We start from the raw sequence: 15,020 nt of genomic DNA, 5'->3' as shown, positions 1-15,020 counted from the left end.
TGCATAGTACTCCCGAATCCGACCGGTAACATGGCGGCGAACCCGCTTGTTGAATGCGCGGTCGTCGACATGATCCGCTTTAGGTGCAGCGGGTGATGATTCAGTCATCGGTTGGGGCACTCCCTGGACGGGGAAAGGACTTGATTAACCGGTGCATCAATACTAAGTTGCCCTAATGAGCGCACTTTATCAGCTGCCCCAGCGCTTGTAAATAATCGATTATTGGCGTAATTTCGCTGTTTTCCAGAGAGCACCACAGGCATGTCCACCGTCCATATCAGACAAGCGACTTACAACTACCAGGTGCTTCGGCCCATCGTTTTCGAGATGCTGGGATCCGGCGAGGGGCCGACCATCGACATCGGCACCCGGGTGTTGATCAAGCCCAATTTTCTCGCTCCGGCAGCTCCTGACCAGGCCGTGACCACCCACCCGCTGATCGTCAAGGCGGCCACCGAATTCGCATTGGAAAAAGGGGCCCGCGTCCAGATATCGGACAGCCCCGCCATGGGCAGTTTTTCCAAACTGTGGAAAAAGGGCGGCTACGAGGAGGTGCTCAAAGGCCTCGACGTAACGGTCTCGCCCTTTGAAAAAACCATTGCGGTGGACGTGGGTGAACCTTTCGGCAGCATCGATATTGCCAAAGATGCCATGGAAGCCGATGTGGTGATCAACCTGGCCAAGCTTAAAACCCACACCCAGATGATGCTGACCCTGGGGGTAAAAAATCTCTTCGGTTGCATTGTGGGCCTGAAAAAACCTGAATGGCACATGCGCACAGGCGTGGATCGGCAGATGTTCGGGCGCCTGATCGTGAGTATATTCGAAGCCGTGGGTCCGGCCTATACCATCATGGACGGCATCCTGGCAATGGAAGGCCAGGGCCCGGGAAAAAGCGGCACTCCCCGGGAGCTGGGACTGCTTATGGGCGGTAAAAACGCCCACGCCGTGGATCATGTGGTCTGCCTTCAGGTGGGACTGGATCCCGACACGTTAGAAACCCAACGCAGTGCCAGGGCGCTGGGGGTGTATGACGGCAGCGTTCACATCAACGGTGACCTGAACATCCTGGACGACTTTCAATTCCCGGAACTGGGCTCGTTGACCATGGGGCCTGAATTTCTGGGTCGGTTCATGCGCAAGTTCGTCATTCAACAGCCCGTGCCGGACAACAAGGCCTGCAAACTTTGCGGGGAGTGCTGGAAGTATTGCCCGGCCCAAGCCATCTCCTATACGGACCGGGGAATAACCATTAACACCGACACGTGTATCCGCTGCTATTGTTGTATAGAGGTGTGTCCCCACGCGGCCATCCGCGCCAAAAAACCGCTGGCCGGCAGCGTGTTGACGTGGTTGACCAAAAAACGATGATAAAAACCAACGGGCTGCAATCGGGCGGCCATGAATGAAAGGAAGGTAACTTATGGCGGGTGGTATTAATAAAGTCATTTTGGTGGGTAATTTGGGGCAGGATCCTGAGATCAGGTATACCGCCGACGGAAGACCGATAGCCAATTTTTCCATTGCGACGTCTGAGTCCTGGAAAGATAAAAACAGCGGGGAGAAGCGAGAAAAAACCGAATGGCATCGGGTGGTCGTGTTCGGCAAGCTGGCCGAAATCTGCGGGGAGTACCTCTCCAAAGGAAAACAGGTGTACATCGAAGGAAAACTGCGAACCCGCAAATGGCAGGGTCAAGATGGGCAGGACAAATATACCACAGAGGTCGTGATTGATGGCTTCAACGGCGTTATGCAGATGCTCGGAACCCGCGAGGGCGGCGGGGGTGGTCCCCGGCCGGCAGCAGGGGGCGGCGGTGGCGGCAGTTCCCAGCAGGACCAGGGTTACCCCCAGCAGCCCTACCAGAATGACAAGGAGGATGATATTCCGTTTTAAAAACGTTTGCTGACCCTGTCCGCAATGGTAAAGGAGCTGCCGCAATTGTAGCGGGCAGCCCCTTTTTTGGTCGGTCTCTTCGGTCTCTCCGGAATCGATTATCCCAGAATGGCCTTCAAGTCCTCGTCGGCGGTAGCGATGGGCTTGATGTCGAAATTCTTCACCAGGGTGTCCAGCACATTGGGCGTGATGAACGCCGGCAACGATGGCCCCAGGCGAATGCCCTTGATGCCCAGGTGGAGCAGAGCCAGCAGCACGCACACCGCTTTTTGCTCATACCAGGAGATGATCAACGACAGGGGCAACTCGTTGACCCCCACATTGAACGCCTTGGACAGTGCCGTGGCGATTTGCACGGCCGAATAGGCGTCGTTGCATTGGCCCGCGTCCAGCAGCCGGGGAATACCGCCGATGTCGCCGAGATCCATGTCGAAAAAGCGGTATTTGCCGCATGCCAAGGTCAGTACGATGCAATCCTTGGGGACCTTTTCCACGAATTCAGTGTAATAGTTGCGCCCCGGTTTGGCGCCGTCGCAGCCGGCCACCAGGAAGAAGTGCCGGATATCGCCGGCCTTGACCGCCTCGACAACCTTGTCAGCCACGCCAAGAACGGCATTGCGGGCAAAGCCCACCGTGACCTCCTGATCCACATGGTCTTCCGAAAAGCCCGGAAGCGCCAGGGCCCGGTCGATGACCGGCTTGAAGTTCAGGTCGGAAATGTGGGGAATATCCGGCCATCCCACCATGCCACTGGTGAAGAGGTTGGCCTTGTAATCATTCTTGGGTCGCTGGATGCAGTTGGTGGTCATCAGAATGGCTCCGGGAAACTCGGCGAACTCCTTGGTCTGCTTCTGCCAGGCCGTGCCGAACTGGCCGTAAAAATGAGGGTATGCCTTCAGCTTCGGATATCCGTGGGTGGCAAGCATCTCCCCGTGGGTATAAATGTTGATACCCGTCCCTTGGGTCTGCTTGAGCAGTTCTTCCAGGTCTTTCAGGTCGTGCCCGGAAACCAGAATGGCCTTGCCCTTCTTATAACCCAGTGGTACCTGGGTAGGTACCGGGTGGCCGTAGGTCTCCGTATTGCCAGCGTCCAGCCGTTCCATGGCTTTGTAGGCCGCTTCGCCGCAGCGCAGGGCCATGGCCACCCAGTCGTCCACGCCCATGTCGTCGCGTTGAATGGCGGCCAGCCCTTCATGAACGAACGCATATACGCCTTCGTCTTCCTGCCCGAGAACCAGCGCGTGGTCCGCATAGGCACTGACCCCCTTGATGCCGAACAGCACGGTGTGCTTCAGCGACAGAATGTCGGGGTTGTCACCCGGATAGGACTTCAATCCCACTTGCTCCGCCTGGGCCACTAAGTCGGCCTGAGTGGCGTGAGGCTGGAAGGTGGCAGCACCATCCGGCCAGGCACCATTGCCGCCGGCCGCCTGGACCTTGGCTTTCAAGCCTTCCCGCTTAGCAACCGCCTGGTTGATCAAATCCACGAAACGGTCCGGGTCAAAATCTACATTCGTCAGGGTGGAGAAGGCGGCCTTGACAGTGAAGATGTTGACGTCCCCGTCGGAGATGCCCGCTTTGCGCCCCGCCACCGCCACTTGGGACAAGCCCATAAGCGAGTATAGCAGCAGGTCCTGCAGCGCGGCCACTTCGGGCTGTTTTCCGCAAACACCCTGGATGGTACAACCGGTTCCTTTGGCGGTCTGTTCACATTGGTAACAAAACATAGCGTTCCTCCTTGTATTTTATGATTGGCTGAGTGAGAGCCTTAACGCACCAGCGTGACTAAAAAATGTCTATTTTTTCAATAGACTGGCAGCGATTAATCTCCCCGGATCATCACCAACAGCATTTTAAAACGCTTCTCCGCATGCAGTGCGTGGGAGATGTTGGCCGGCATGATCAGCATTTCACCGTCACCCACGTTCTGAGGGCTGCCGCCGATGGTGATCCGTGCCTGGCCGTCTAAAATGAAGACCACCGCATCGAAGGGGGCCGTGTGTTCACTGAGGCCCTGTCCGGTGTCGAACGCGAAAAGGGTGATATTCCCAGTCGTCTTCTTCAGCAGGGTTTTGCTGACAACGGAATCGTCAGAATAGTCGACAAAATTCGCCAGGTGAAATGCTGTGCCTTTCAGTTTAACAGCTTCAGTGCTCATGACAACCTCCTATTTTTTCAAAAACTTTCACTGTCCGTCTTCCGGTATCATGTTCTGCCTTCACGTCTTCATGGAATTCATAATAACACTCCTTTCTTTTTCAATGCGAGCCCAATCATTATTTTGTGAACGTCCGGGCATTGACCGGCCGGTTGGATGTCCGGGCGATCCACAGTCGGCTGGTCTCGTATATGGCTTCCTCCCTTTCACTGCTCGGATTAGCGGCACAATTATTCCTGTTTTTCCGAAAGTTAGAGCAAGCCGTGTGCCAGGTTATTTTATTAAATATTTCAATAGACTAAGTACTATGTTGTCAATATCGTAACCATTCGATAGTTTCTGATATAATAACATTGTTAATAATAACATAACAATGGCTGTGGCCGATAAGGGAGGTTCTGAATAGTGATGGGTCAGTTCGGAAGGAAATGATTCGGATCGATGGTCGGCTACCGGCGGGCGCCAACCGTATTCTCGGAGGGGGAGGGTAAATCAAGCGCGGTTGCGGGCGGACCGGTTCACCTGAATGTCGACCCCATCACGTACCCCTAAGGCACGGTTGGCAGACATCCCGATGCTGGCACTGGAGAAAAAACGGGTTTTACAACATTCGCTACCCCGTTGGGCAGACCAGCGGCACCGGTTGGACCGGGCGGGATGGGGTCCGACCGTGGTATGCCGAAACCATACCGCGAACCGTCACCGCTGCCAGCACCAGGGCGCCTCCGGTAAAGGCCCATAAGCCAGGTGCTTCGCCGGTGGCCAGAAAGACCCACATGGGATTGATCAAGGGTTCGATGGACGGGATCAGCACGGCCTCGAGCGCCCTGACCCGCTTAATGGCATAGGCAAAAACCGCGTAGCCGGCCCCCAGCGAAATGACGCCCAGGCCTACCAGGCCAAGCCAGTCCGTCGACGTGGGTGCCTGCCGGAACATGAACGGCAGACACAAGCCCGCGGCCATGAAATTGCCTAAAGCGATGGGCCAGGCGGTGGAGCCATTTCGAGATTTTCGCAGAAAAATCATGGCGCCGGCCCAAAAAAGCGACCCGACCATGCCCACCAGAATGCCCATGGTGCCGCGCAGGGAAAGCGTATCGAAAAAAAAGAGCGCGATGCCGGCGACGACCAGCGACAAAAAATACCAGTCCTGCCGGCGGGTGGGCTCGCCGAGCATTCTTGGCGCCAGGATGGCTACATAAGCCGACGCCGAATATTGCAAAACAATGGCGTTGGCCGCAGTGGTGAGCTTGGTGGCGACCACGAAACAGATGCAGAAAAGGCCCATACAGGCTGCCGCGAGAACCGGGTTGACGCCCCAGGAGACCTTGACCTCTTTTCTGCACAGCAGCAGGATGACCCCGCCGGCAATCAGGCTTCGCCAGCCGGCAATGGCCATGGGATGAAGCGCCACCAGTTTGATGAGCACCCCGCTGGTGCTCCAGAAGATGGCGGCTGCAAGGAGCATCAGCACGGCCAGTCGATTTTCGTTCATGGAAACCACGCTTTATTGGTTGTCTAAAATCTGAATGGGAATTAGTTAAAGACCGTCTGACTGAAACGCCCCTTAAATGGCTCCGGCATCATGCTTTCGGCGTAGCCGAGGCGTGCCGGGGTGAGGGCACGGGCGAGCACCAGTCCAGGCAGCGTGACGAGAAAAGCGTCACCCTCTTCGAGCACGTAGTCACGGATATCGCCTTCCTGGGTGACCCACATGCGTCCCTGGAGGCAAAACAGCGTTTGTTGTCGGCGTTTTCCCTTTAGTCCCCAGCCCTGCCCGGCAGCCAGATCGACAATCGTGTCCGGTGTGCTCAGGTTTGAAAGAAAAAAGCGATTTTGGTCACCCATCACGCTGCCGGCATTCAGAAGTTGATGATTCATTGTTGCCTCCTCACCCTGCCCTTCACCGTGGCAGGATCGTTAAAGCGGTAAACCCAATCAGCCGGTGGCGCCCGGCTTGTCCTTTGATCGGCAACGCTGCTGATCCAAGGCATCCATGCTGCGGGCAACCTGCGTTACCCTGACATCATGAATACAATTTAATAAAAAAGAATAACAGCCACAAAAATCATGTTTTGTTATGAGTACAGTTATGATAAATTTGTGTCTGTACTGGTTGTGAAGCAGCACAATTGTACTGATTTAACCTCCCCGCGGCCCCGATGAGCAGGATCTCTGCTTTGCTCCGACACGCCGCGGGGTTTGCGCTCGCTATCGCGGTTCAAGACATGAAATCATTGTTTCGAGGGCTTGCCCATGGGTAAAACACCGAAATATCAACAGGTCGCCGACCAGTTGACCCGCCTGATCGAAGAGGGGGCTTTCGGCCCGGGAGCGGCGGCACCGTCGGTGCGCAAATTGAGCCAGCAGTGGAAGGTCAGCATCACCACGATTCTCAAAGCTTACTACCTGTTGGAGGCGCGAGGCCTATTGGTTCCCCGGCCAAGATCGGGGTTTTATGTCAGCAACCAGCTGCCCAGCGCACCTCTCGAACCGGCGATCTCCGATCCAGAGCCGGACCCCAGCACCGTCGGAATGCGCGAGCTGATTACCATGATCGTCTTGCGGGACACCCTTAACCCCAAGTTGACCCAGCTGGGCGCAGCCCACCCGGCCCAGGAACTCACCGCCACCCGTCAACTGAACCGAATCATGGCCTCCGCGGCCCGCCGCATGGGGGATCGTGCCGGTTTATATATGGCACCGCCCGGCAACAAACCCCTTCGCCAGCAGATCGTCCGGCATGCGGTGGTCGCCGGCTGTACCCTGGACGCCGACGAAATTATCATCACGTCAGGCTGCGGTGAAGCCGTCTCCAGCTGCCTGCAGGCCGTCTGCCGCCCCGACGACACGGTTGCCGTGGAGTCGCCCATCTGTTTCGACGTGTTTCAATACATGGAGAATCTGGGTCTCAAGGCCCTGGAAATACCCACTCACGCTAGGGATGGCATCAGCCTGGAGGCCTTGGGATTTGCCCTGGAAAACAATTCCGTACAGGCCTGCCTGGTCATTTCCAACTTCAACAATCCCCTGGGAAGCTGTATTCCGGATGAGCGCAAAAAAGCCCTGGTCAAGCTGCTGGCAACCCACGACATCCCCCTGATTGAAAACGATATCTTCGGGGATATTCACTTTTCCGCCAAACGGCCCCTCTCCGCCAAGGCCTTCGATACCCACGGCCTGGTCTTGTGGTGTGCCTCGTTTTCCAAGACGCTGTCACCGGGACTCAGGGTGGGCTGGGCCGCACCCGGGCGATATCGATCCACGGTGGCATGGCTGAAATACAGCACCAGCCTGGCCACGGCCACCCTGCCCCAGGTGGCGGTGGCCGAATTCATGGCCGAAGGGGGCTACCGCAAGCACCTGCGTCGTATTCGCCGGGTCTACCAGGATCGTGTGGCCGAATTGAGACGGGCGGTGATCCGATTTTTTCCATCGGATATCCGCGTGACCGATCCTGCCGGTGGTTATCTGCTGTGGATTGAATTGCCCGAGTGCATCGATGCGCTGGCGCTTTACCGAACCGCGCTCGATGAAGGCATCGCCATCACGCCCGGCCATCTATTTTCCACCGGCAACCGCTACGGCAACTTCATTCGCCTGAACGCGGCCAACTGGTCCGACGAGGCCACGCCGGCCATCCGGCGCTTGGGACGGGTCATCGAAAGGATGTCAACAGCAGGCTGATAGGTGAGGCTTTCACTGCAACGAAGCGGCCCTGCCGCTAAACGTGGCCGTAGTAGTCCCGGTGCACCACAATGGAATAGGCATAATCGAGAAGGGTGCCCCAGCTGAATACCGGTAGGTCCGTGGCCCGCTGAACGGCCCGGGCAAAGGGCTGCATGCCCGTGCACTCGAGCATCAAGGCCCCGATATGTGGGTGGGCATTGCAAAAGTCGGTACACGTCCGGATCATGTCCGATTCGGCCTTGTCGTAAAATATGGCGGGAACGTCCGGCCGTTTTTCATGATCCCACAGGTTGTCAAATTCAGGACAGCCGTATTCGTCCTGGGCGCCAGCGACGATGAATCGGCTGTTCAGGTCGATGCCCACGTTTTCAAGGTGGGCATCGGTCAAAAACCGTTTCTGGGCGCAGACAATGCCCACGGCTTTTTCCGGCCCGATGACCTGCTGAATAAAGGGAACCTGGAGCAGACTGGACATGAACACCGGTATGCTCACGTGCCGGGCCGCATCTTTCTGAAAATAGGCAAAATACCCGCATTCTGCGGCAATCGCCCGGCAGCCCATGCGTTCAAGACGGGCGGCGGCACGCAGGATGGGTTCCCGGCAGGACGTTTTGTCCGGCGCCCAGACCAGGGTGTAGTTGTCCACGCCCTCGGCAATCTCATATTGCACCGGGTAGGGAAAGGCGCTGGCATTGCGCACGTCTCCGGGAAAACCCGGGTAGGCGTCATCCAGCACCATGATGCCGATGCCCATGCCGTAGCAGGTGTGGTTTTTACGTGTGCGGACATAGTTGATGCCGACATCCCGATTCCCGTAAATCATGACGCCCTCCTGTTTTATGTGATGACCTGGTTCGAATCCCCCCATGCCTGGCTGCATATCGTCGACAGCAGCGACCGATCGACGCCCTGCCGCACCATCCAATCATCCAGGTCGACAAGCAGCGCCCGATCCAAGGGCGGTGAAAAATAGCTATCCAGCATGGCCCGTTGCCGGTCGGTAATTCTATTCAGGAATTGATCCGACGGTGATCCGCCGCCGGTGTTTCCGCACACGCTGACAACCGGATTCCAGGAATGCGACCGGCATTTATTCAACGTGTCCATGGTCGTGAGAAATTGCCCTCCCGGTCCGACGCGCCTGATCAGTTCCAGGTTGAGCGTGTCGGGGTTAACATCCAGATCATTGAGATAATACTTCACCATATCGATGATTTGGATGTCCATGATAAGCTTTTCATAGGATATGGCTGCAAAACTGTCCAGCGTCCCGGCACTGTGCACGATGAGGTTCACCCCGTTTTGAAATGTCGTCAGCATGTTCAACATGCTTTCGTAGCCGCTTTGGGGAGAGAGGTCCGGGGCATCGGTGAGGGTACCGCCGCAGCGACTGGGCAGGTGATACATACGGGCCAGCGCCGCCGTGTATTTGGATTGCAGGGTATATGCAGGAGAACCGATTGAGATGTTGCCGGTCCTCAGATCGGCGACCAGGCATTGAAGGCCGAAGATCACCGGCGTTCCGGGACGGATGGTCTGGACAATGGCGATGCCGGCAAGCGCCTCGGCGGCGGCCAGGGAGATGTTGGCCGCCATGTCGATGGGGCCGGTGGTTCCGGCCGCCGGGGACGGCGAAATGATCACCGGCTGGTTGAGGTGGGACGCGATGATCATGGCATCAAGGGCATTTTCATCGATCTGGAGCGGGCTGATTGTGCTGATCAGGGTCAGAAGGTGCGGTTTGGCGCTAAACGCCGCCCGACCACCGAAGGCAATCGCTGCCAGATCCATGAGTGCCTGCATCTGCAATCTGTTTCCCGGGACGCCCATGAGGCACTTGTCCGAACTCACAATGGCCGCGTAAAGCATCAGCAGGTGGCTCTGGTCTGCCGGGACGTCGGAGGGCTGAGCCAGAATGCCGCCGTTGACCTTGAAATGCGGGCATTGGTGGACCAGTTTGGCAAGGCGGACGTAATCCGCCATCACGGCACTGCGCCGCGTGCCGTCCGGCGCGCAGATGGCCGCACAACCGTATCCGGGGGCACAGTTCACATGGTCGCCCCCGATGACCATGTCATGGCCAGGGTTGCGGCCATGCAGCGTGAATGACGCGGGTGCCCGGCGAACCGCATCCATGATGAAATCAGGCGTGAAAAAAACCGTGTTGTTTTTGACCGACACCCCTGGTTGTCGGATCCGTTGGATGAGTTCCGCATGATGCAGTTTGATGCCGACCGTTTCCAGAATCCGGAGTGCCTGGTTATGAATAGCGGTCAACTTCTCTTTCATGCTGTTGTCTCCATAACGACACCGTTGGCCGCTGTTGCCGGCACCAGCTCCGCGGCAGTCACAGATGCGCTGCCAATCGAAGCGGCGCCATAGAAAGGTGAGGGCGTCCTTTCTTGTAGACGAAGATTTCGGCGCTGGCAAGATACCAACGCGGATAATCGCTTGCCAAGGCTGCCAACCTGTGGGATAGTTTAATTAACAGCCATCAAATTTCTCGACATCGGCATCTGATCGACAACGCCCCTTGCAATCGCAAACGAGAAAACGTCTCATCGGTCTCTTACTTCTTCCGACACGCTGAACCCGCAACGCATCAGGGCTTCGCACTCCCTGCACACCGCCTCTCGGTGTCTCTTCTTCCGTTTCAACTGAAATCGATGGCCGGCACCCATCAACCATCTAACACGAAGGAGGAGGCCATGGAAAAACCCATCATCAATTATGAGAGCCTGATCCGCATCACCCGATCCATATCCATGATTCGAGACCCCGAAGAAATTGTACTGATATCGGTGGAAGGGGTAACCAGCGCGTTGAAAGTCAAAGGCTGCACCCTGTTTTTGTTCGACAAGCAAAGTGACGTGCTTTCGCTTGCCGGCAGCTACGGCCTGAGCAAGGAATACCTGGACAAGGGACCGGTGAGTTCCATGCGCTCCATCGCCTCTTCACTGGCAGATGGCCAGCCGGTGGCCATCTACGATGTGAATGACGACCCACGGCTTCAATACCCCGAAGCCGCAAAAAAAGAGGGCATCGCCTCGATTCTCTCGGTGCCGATGATCATCGGAGAACGAACCATCGGGTGCATGAGGGTCTATACGGCCGAGTCCTGGGAGTTCGGCCTCAATGACGTGAATTTCGTCCAGGCCGTTGCTCAGGTGGTCGGCATGTCCCTGGAGATGTGCCGGGTCAATCAGGGGTACAAAGAAAGCATCGATATTCTCAGGGGCATGCGTGATCCGAAGACCCTGGTATATAAAAAACGGACCCCGTACGAAGGCGTTCCTAAGGGTTTTTCGAAAGAGGAATTGAACCAGGCCAACGCCTGATGGTTGCACCCCTGCTTTTCTTTTAGACAGGGCCCAATTAAAAACAGGGCCGGTGAGCCGCTGTGCCCTACCGATGTGGTAATCATGGACGTGCATCCGATTGTCGCATCGCACTCAAGATGTCAACCAGGTGAAAAATAGCGGCCGACGACAGAGCCTGCGCAGGTATGGCTTGAATGCGGATTGGAATCAGTCTGCTTTGTCCCCCTGGATAAACTTTTCCAGGTTAGCCTGGTTGTCCGCGGCCACCTCGGCAACGAACAAGCCCGCCTGGCGGGCGCTGTCGAAGACCTCACCATAACGCCATCTCCGGTTGATGCCTATCCGTTTGCCTGTCAGGTCAACCACCCCATCCCGGTATTCATTCCCGCTTCACTTTTGAGGGATGAATGACTATCCTAATACCAACGATCAGATAATGCCCGACCAACCCATCGTGACAGGAGACCATCATGACCGAGGAACTGAACGGAAAAACCGCCATTGTCACCGGGGCCTCCCGGGGCATCGGCAGAGCCATCGCCCTGAAACTGGGCGCCATGAAGGCATCCGTGGCCGTTAATTATGTCAACGATGAAAAAGCGGCGGCCTTGACCGTATCGGATATTGAAAAGGCCGGCGGAAAGGCCGCTGCGGTGCAAGCGGACGTGCGGCAGGTCAGAGACATACAACTGCTTTTTGACCGGACCCTCAACGATTTCGGTGGCGTGGATATTCTGGTCAACAATGCCGGGATCCGGCTGTTCAAACCGATTGCCTCGGTGAGCGAGGCGGAATTCGACGATATTTTTGCCGCCAATGTCAAAGGGGTTTTCTTTGCCTGCCAGATGGCCGCCAAGCGGATGGCCGATGGCGGACGCATCATCAACATCTCCTCGTCGGTGACCCGGGTATTGATGGCCGAATACGGCCCCTATGCGGCCACTAAGGGCGCCGTGGATCAGATTACCCGGGTATTGGCCAAAGAACTGGGCCCCAAAGGCATCACGGTCAATGCCATCTCACCCGGACCCACCGATACGGAGTTGTTCAGAAAAGGAAAGACCCGGGAGCAGATCGAAGGCTTCGCGCAGGCCACGGCCCTGGGGCGCATCGGTACGCCGGCCGATATCGCCGATGCTGTGGCCCTGCTGGTCGTCGAAGACGCCGGCTGGATCACCGGCCAGAATATATGCGCCAACGGCGGATTTGTGGCCTGAGCAAACGACGCAGTCACCGCTTTGGTGCATTGGGGATTTCGAAATGCAGATTACCGTGTTTTTCAAACCGATCTTGTCGATAATACTGATCTTTGCCTGTCTGTTCGCTTTTCAATGCACAGGGCTTCACGCAATGGACACGCAGGATGTAAAATGGTCGCTGGCGGCACTGAAAAATATGCCCTATTCGGGTCTGAAGGCCGCCCCCGCTCCGGTGAAGCTGGTTGACGGCCGGTGGGAAGGGGCTCCCTACGTCGACGGCGGTGCGTCACGGCCGTCGGTTCATTTCGTCGGAGACCTTTACCGCATCGGAAGGCTTGCGGACAGCGAGCCAGACGCCGCTGTCGTGTTTCTGTCTGAATCGTCCGGCGGGTCCGGCACGTTCGTCTACCTGGCGGTGGTTGAAAAAAGGAACGGGGTCCTGATCAATACAGCCACGGCAGCGCTGGGCGACCGGATACAGGTAAGGGATGTACGTATTGAAAACGGTGCGATTGCCGTGGACGTGATCCAGGCCGGACCGCAGGACGCCGCCTGCTGTCCGGGAGAACTGGCCACCCGCCATTGGCAATTGAACGCCACCCAGCTGGTGGAGGCGGCAGCGTCGCACCGGACCGGTCGCCTTTCCCTGGATGTCATCGCCGGCGCCGCCTGGATACTGCGCGCGTGGAAAGTCGATGAGCCGGCCCCCGACGAGCCTGAGATCACTCTTAGCTATGACAATGGCCGTTTGGCCGGCAGCGCCGGATGCAACCGCTATTTTGTATCGGCCGAAGCAGGCGATAAGCCGGGCGACCTTCAGCTGGGTCCATCCGGATCCACCCGCATGATCTGCCCGGAAGCCATCATGGCCATTGAGCAGCGTTTTCTCCACCAGCTCAACGGCGCAACAACATTCTCATTTATGGCCGGACAACTCGCCGTTTCATTCGCCATGGACGGCAAGCGGGGAACCATGCACTTTGCCCGAAAGGACGGCCGCCCCTGACAGCGGCATCAAGCATTTCTGAAAACCCATATATAGTGTTAAGGGTTGATCCAAGACGCAACCAGATGTATAAGGAGGTAAGGCCTAGTAGGCAAGGATCGATTAACGATCTCAAAAAAGGCAGATAACGCTCCCCCACCAGAAAGGTGGGTCACCTGGCAGCAGGCCGGAGAAACGCGCAACATACGGATGGATCGACGCACCTTTCTGGCTAAAAGCGCCTCATTTCTCATGGGCGGTTTGTTGGCTTCCCGCATCCCGGTTTCAGCAGGAATTTTTTCTCCCGTCGCCCACCCTTCCCGCATCGCCCTGATCATCGACGACATCGGGTTCAATCTCAGGCGGGCTGAACTATTTCTTGAAGCAGATATACCCATTACCTTTTCTGTTCTGCCCCGAGTATGCTGGTCCGTCGAGTCGGCCATGGCCCTGCATGCCCGAGGCCACGAAATCATGCTCCACCAACCCATGGAACCGTTCGACGCCGAGGTAGACCCGGGCCCCGGGGCCATCTTTGTGGATGACCGGCCGGAGTGCATTCACCAGGTGGTGGCCGAAAACATTGCCACACTGCCCCATGTGGTCGGTGTCAACAACCACATGGGATCCAGATACACCCAGCAGCCCAAAAAAATGGGGCAGGCCCTGGACGTGGTCAGAAACCGTGGCCTGTTTTTTGTGGACAGCATGACTACCGGGCATTCCACGGCTTACACCTGTGCCCGGCAAATGGGGGTATCGTCCAAACGGAGGGATTTATTTCTGGATACTCAGCAGGATGTTTCATCTGTCATCCGGCAGATGAAACGGCTTCAACATCGTGCCCGCAAGCACGGCAACGCGATCGGTATCGGTCATCCGCGACCGGAAACCGCCGAAGGCATCATGCGCTTTCTCGAGACACCGGAGAGCAGGGATGTCACCTTCGTGTACATCTCTCAAATGCTTTAACCCCTCCGGTTTAACCTTCCGGCGCAACGAACCAAGCCTTCTTGCGATACACCAGGTCCTGGCTGCGGGCAATCAGGGTGTTGGTTTTTTCCTCGACCACCGTGATTTCGTATAATCCCGTTCTTCCGCCGAGGTTGACCTCGGTGGCTTCGGCCACCAGGCAATCACCCACCTTCGACGGGTTGAGAAAACAAATGTTCACATTCAGGGCAACGGCCACCTGCCCACGGGAATTACTGGCGGCGGCGAAAGCCAGGTCCCCCAGGGCGAACACCAGGCCGCCATGGGTGATTCCGTGAAAATTGGTCATCTGCTTGGTGACGGTCAGCACGACCCGGCTGTGCCCCGGCGCCACGATCGTCACGGCGGCGCCCAGAAACCGGGCAAAGGCATCGTCCTGGATGTGGGCATCGATAGCTGCTTGGCGTGTTTCATCAGACATGGGGGCTCTCCTCAGGCGGATCGAAAATCAAGATCGTTTTTTACTTCACAGAAATAGCGTTCCTTTTGAGAAATCCGTTACAGGTAGTTGATCGGCGGCAGTCCTTCCCGCCGCCTCACGGCCTCCATCAGGCCCACCGTTCCGGTCATCATGTTGTCTCCCCAGGGAGCGCCGAAGGTGATGGGCAGGTTTGATTCCAGGGCCAGTCGCCGCCGGGGGCCGGTGGCCAGGATCAGCTCGACGCCGTCGTAGCCGAAGGCTCGGCGGCTGTATGCACCGTGTCCGCCTTGAGCTAATATTCGACGATGGGAGAGCTTGCCGTCGGCCAGGTCCGTGAGCAACCGGTCCAGCCGCGAAGCG

The 15,020-nt window shown here is 57.1% G+C and carries 16 protein-coding genes; 7 read left to right on the top strand and 9 right to left on the bottom strand.

Features of this window, described 5'->3' with window-relative positions; genetic code table 11:
• Nucleotides 1–261: 261 nt before the first annotated feature.
• Nucleotides 262–1,371 (top strand): DUF362 domain-containing protein, encoded by a 1,110-nt coding sequence (locus tag QNK41_RS18970; protein WP_319260136.1) that lies wholly within the window; start codon nucleotides 262–264, stop codon nucleotides 1,369–1,371.
• Between the two features lie 52 nt (nucleotides 1,372–1,423).
• Complete coding sequence (gene ssb / locus QNK41_RS18965; RefSeq protein WP_319260134.1) at nucleotides 1,424–1,894, top strand: single-stranded DNA-binding protein; 471 nt, start codon at nucleotides 1,424–1,426, stop codon at nucleotides 1,892–1,894.
• Nucleotides 1,895–1,992: 98 nt separating this feature from the next.
• Here the strand turns inward: ssb and hcp are convergent, their stop codons facing one another.
• The 4 genes from hcp to QNK41_RS18945 form a co-directional block, all read right to left on the bottom strand.
• Nucleotides 1,993–3,621 (bottom strand): hydroxylamine reductase, encoded by a 1,629-nt coding sequence (gene hcp / locus QNK41_RS18960; RefSeq protein WP_319260132.1) that lies wholly within the window; start codon nucleotides 3,619–3,621, stop codon nucleotides 1,993–1,995.
• A gap of 95 nt (nucleotides 3,622–3,716) precedes the next feature.
• Nucleotides 3,717–4,052 (bottom strand): cupin domain-containing protein, encoded by a 336-nt coding sequence (locus tag QNK41_RS18955; protein ID WP_319260130.1) that lies wholly within the window; start codon nucleotides 4,050–4,052, stop codon nucleotides 3,717–3,719.
• A 613-nt stretch (nucleotides 4,053–4,665) separates the two neighbouring features.
• On the bottom strand, nucleotides 4,666–5,547 hold the full coding sequence (locus QNK41_RS18950; RefSeq protein ID WP_319260128.1) for a DMT family transporter: 882 nt from the start codon (nucleotides 5,545–5,547) through the stop codon (nucleotides 4,666–4,668).
• A 41-nt stretch (nucleotides 5,548–5,588) separates the two neighbouring features.
• Nucleotides 5,589–5,933: a DUF2917 domain-containing protein gene (locus tag QNK41_RS18945; RefSeq protein WP_319260125.1), complete on the bottom strand. Its 345-nt coding sequence runs from the start codon at nucleotides 5,931–5,933 to the stop codon at nucleotides 5,589–5,591.
• 375 nt (nucleotides 5,934–6,308) lie between these two features.
• Between QNK41_RS18945 and QNK41_RS18940 the strand changes: the two genes are divergently transcribed.
• Nucleotides 6,309–7,739, top strand: coding sequence for a PLP-dependent aminotransferase family protein (locus QNK41_RS18940; RefSeq protein ID WP_319260122.1), 1,431 nt, complete (start codon nucleotides 6,309–6,311; stop codon nucleotides 7,737–7,739).
• Nucleotides 7,740–7,776: 37 nt separating this feature from the next.
• Here QNK41_RS18940 and QNK41_RS18935 read toward each other — a convergent pair whose 3' ends face one another.
• Together QNK41_RS18935 and QNK41_RS18930 are read right to left on the bottom strand one after the other, a co-directional pair.
• Nucleotides 7,777–8,565: an aspartate/glutamate racemase family protein gene (locus QNK41_RS18935; RefSeq protein ID WP_319260119.1), complete on the bottom strand. Its 789-nt coding sequence runs from the start codon at nucleotides 8,563–8,565 to the stop codon at nucleotides 7,777–7,779.
• 14 nt (nucleotides 8,566–8,579) lie between these two features.
• Nucleotides 8,580–10,031: a trimethylamine methyltransferase family protein gene (locus QNK41_RS18930; protein WP_319260116.1), complete on the bottom strand. Its 1,452-nt coding sequence runs from the start codon at nucleotides 10,029–10,031 to the stop codon at nucleotides 8,580–8,582.
• A 419-nt stretch (nucleotides 10,032–10,450) separates the two neighbouring features.
• On the opposite strand from QNK41_RS18930, the gene QNK41_RS18925 reads away from it, so the two are divergent.
• Nucleotides 10,451–11,080 (top strand): GAF domain-containing protein, encoded by a 630-nt coding sequence (locus tag QNK41_RS18925; RefSeq protein WP_319260114.1) that lies wholly within the window; start codon nucleotides 10,451–10,453, stop codon nucleotides 11,078–11,080.
• Nucleotides 11,081–11,269: 189 nt separating this feature from the next.
• On the opposite strand, the gene QNK41_RS18920 is transcribed toward QNK41_RS18925, so the two are convergent.
• The gene (locus tag QNK41_RS18920) at nucleotides 11,270–11,428 is read right to left on the bottom strand and encodes a hypothetical protein (protein ID WP_319260111.1); all 159 of its coding nucleotides are present in this window, start codon (nucleotides 11,426–11,428) and stop codon (nucleotides 11,270–11,272) included.
• 104 nt (nucleotides 11,429–11,532) lie between these two features.
• Here QNK41_RS18920 and QNK41_RS18915 point away from each other — a divergent pair, with 104 nt between their 5' ends.
• From QNK41_RS18915 to QNK41_RS18905, 3 genes are all read left to right on the top strand, one after another.
• Nucleotides 11,533–12,279, top strand: coding sequence for an SDR family oxidoreductase (locus QNK41_RS18915; protein ID WP_319260108.1), 747 nt, complete (start codon nucleotides 11,533–11,535; stop codon nucleotides 12,277–12,279).
• A 133-nt stretch (nucleotides 12,280–12,412) separates the two neighbouring features.
• Complete coding sequence (locus QNK41_RS18910) at nucleotides 12,413–13,267, top strand: META domain-containing protein (RefSeq protein ID WP_319260105.1); 855 nt, start codon at nucleotides 12,413–12,415, stop codon at nucleotides 13,265–13,267.
• 189 nt (nucleotides 13,268–13,456) lie between these two features.
• The gene (locus QNK41_RS18905) at nucleotides 13,457–14,218 is read left to right on the top strand and encodes a divergent polysaccharide deacetylase family protein (RefSeq protein ID WP_319260102.1); all 762 of its coding nucleotides are present in this window, start codon (nucleotides 13,457–13,459) and stop codon (nucleotides 14,216–14,218) included.
• 10 nt (nucleotides 14,219–14,228) lie between these two features.
• On the opposite strand, the gene QNK41_RS18900 is transcribed toward QNK41_RS18905, so the two are convergent.
• Together QNK41_RS18900 and QNK41_RS18895 are read right to left on the bottom strand one after the other, a co-directional pair.
• Nucleotides 14,229–14,660, bottom strand: coding sequence for a hotdog fold thioesterase (locus QNK41_RS18900; protein WP_319260098.1), 432 nt, complete (start codon nucleotides 14,658–14,660; stop codon nucleotides 14,229–14,231).
• Between the two features lie 77 nt (nucleotides 14,661–14,737).
• The coding region (locus QNK41_RS18895) for a DUF1786 family protein (protein ID WP_319260095.1) at nucleotides 14,738–15,020 on the bottom strand (283 nt) is incomplete at its 5' end.

Source organism: Desulfosarcina sp. (assembly GCF_033791525.1).
Classification (GTDB): Bacteria; Desulfobacterota; Desulfobacteria; order Desulfobacterales; family Desulfosarcinaceae; genus Desulfosarcina.
This window is presented reverse-complemented; position numbering and strand designations above follow the sequence as displayed.

Excerpts from the sequence above, each read along its gene's own strand:
- QNK41_RS18915 (WP_319260108.1), top strand. The coding sequence starts at position 11,533 with ATGACCGAGGAACTGAACGGAAAAACCGCCATTGTCACCGGGGCCTCC.
- QNK41_RS18970 (WP_319260136.1), top strand. The coding sequence starts at position 262 with ATGTCCACCGTCCATATCAGACAAGCGACTTACAACTACCAGGTGCTT.
- QNK41_RS18940 (WP_319260122.1), top strand. The coding sequence starts at position 6,309 with ATGGGTAAAACACCGAAATATCAACAGGTCGCCGACCAGTTGACCCGC.
- QNK41_RS18950 (WP_319260128.1), bottom strand. The coding sequence starts at position 5,547 with ATGAACGAAAATCGACTGGCCGTGCTGATGCTCCTTGCAGCCGCCATC.
- QNK41_RS18930 (WP_319260116.1), bottom strand. The coding sequence starts at position 10,031 with ATGAAAGAGAAGTTGACCGCTATTCATAACCAGGCACTCCGGATTCTG.
- hcp (WP_319260132.1), bottom strand. The coding sequence starts at position 3,621 with ATGTTTTGTTACCAATGTGAACAGACCGCCAAAGGAACCGGTTGTACC.
- QNK41_RS18925 (WP_319260114.1), top strand. The coding sequence starts at position 10,451 with ATGGAAAAACCCATCATCAATTATGAGAGCCTGATCCGCATCACCCGA.
- QNK41_RS18935 (WP_319260119.1), bottom strand. The coding sequence starts at position 8,565 with ATGATTTACGGGAATCGGGATGTCGGCATCAACTATGTCCGCACACGT.
- QNK41_RS18945 (WP_319260125.1), bottom strand. The coding sequence starts at position 5,933 with ATGAATCATCAACTTCTGAATGCCGGCAGCGTGATGGGTGACCAAAAT.
- QNK41_RS18900 (WP_319260098.1), bottom strand. The coding sequence starts at position 14,660 with ATGTCTGATGAAACACGCCAAGCAGCTATCGATGCCCACATCCAGGAC.
- QNK41_RS18910 (WP_319260105.1), top strand. The coding sequence starts at position 12,413 with ATGGACACGCAGGATGTAAAATGGTCGCTGGCGGCACTGAAAAATATG.
- QNK41_RS18905 (WP_319260102.1), top strand. The coding sequence starts at position 13,457 with ATGGATCGACGCACCTTTCTGGCTAAAAGCGCCTCATTTCTCATGGGC.
- QNK41_RS18955 (WP_319260130.1), bottom strand. The coding sequence starts at position 4,052 with ATGAGCACTGAAGCTGTTAAACTGAAAGGCACAGCATTTCACCTGGCG.
- ssb (WP_319260134.1), top strand. The coding sequence starts at position 1,424 with ATGGCGGGTGGTATTAATAAAGTCATTTTGGTGGGTAATTTGGGGCAG.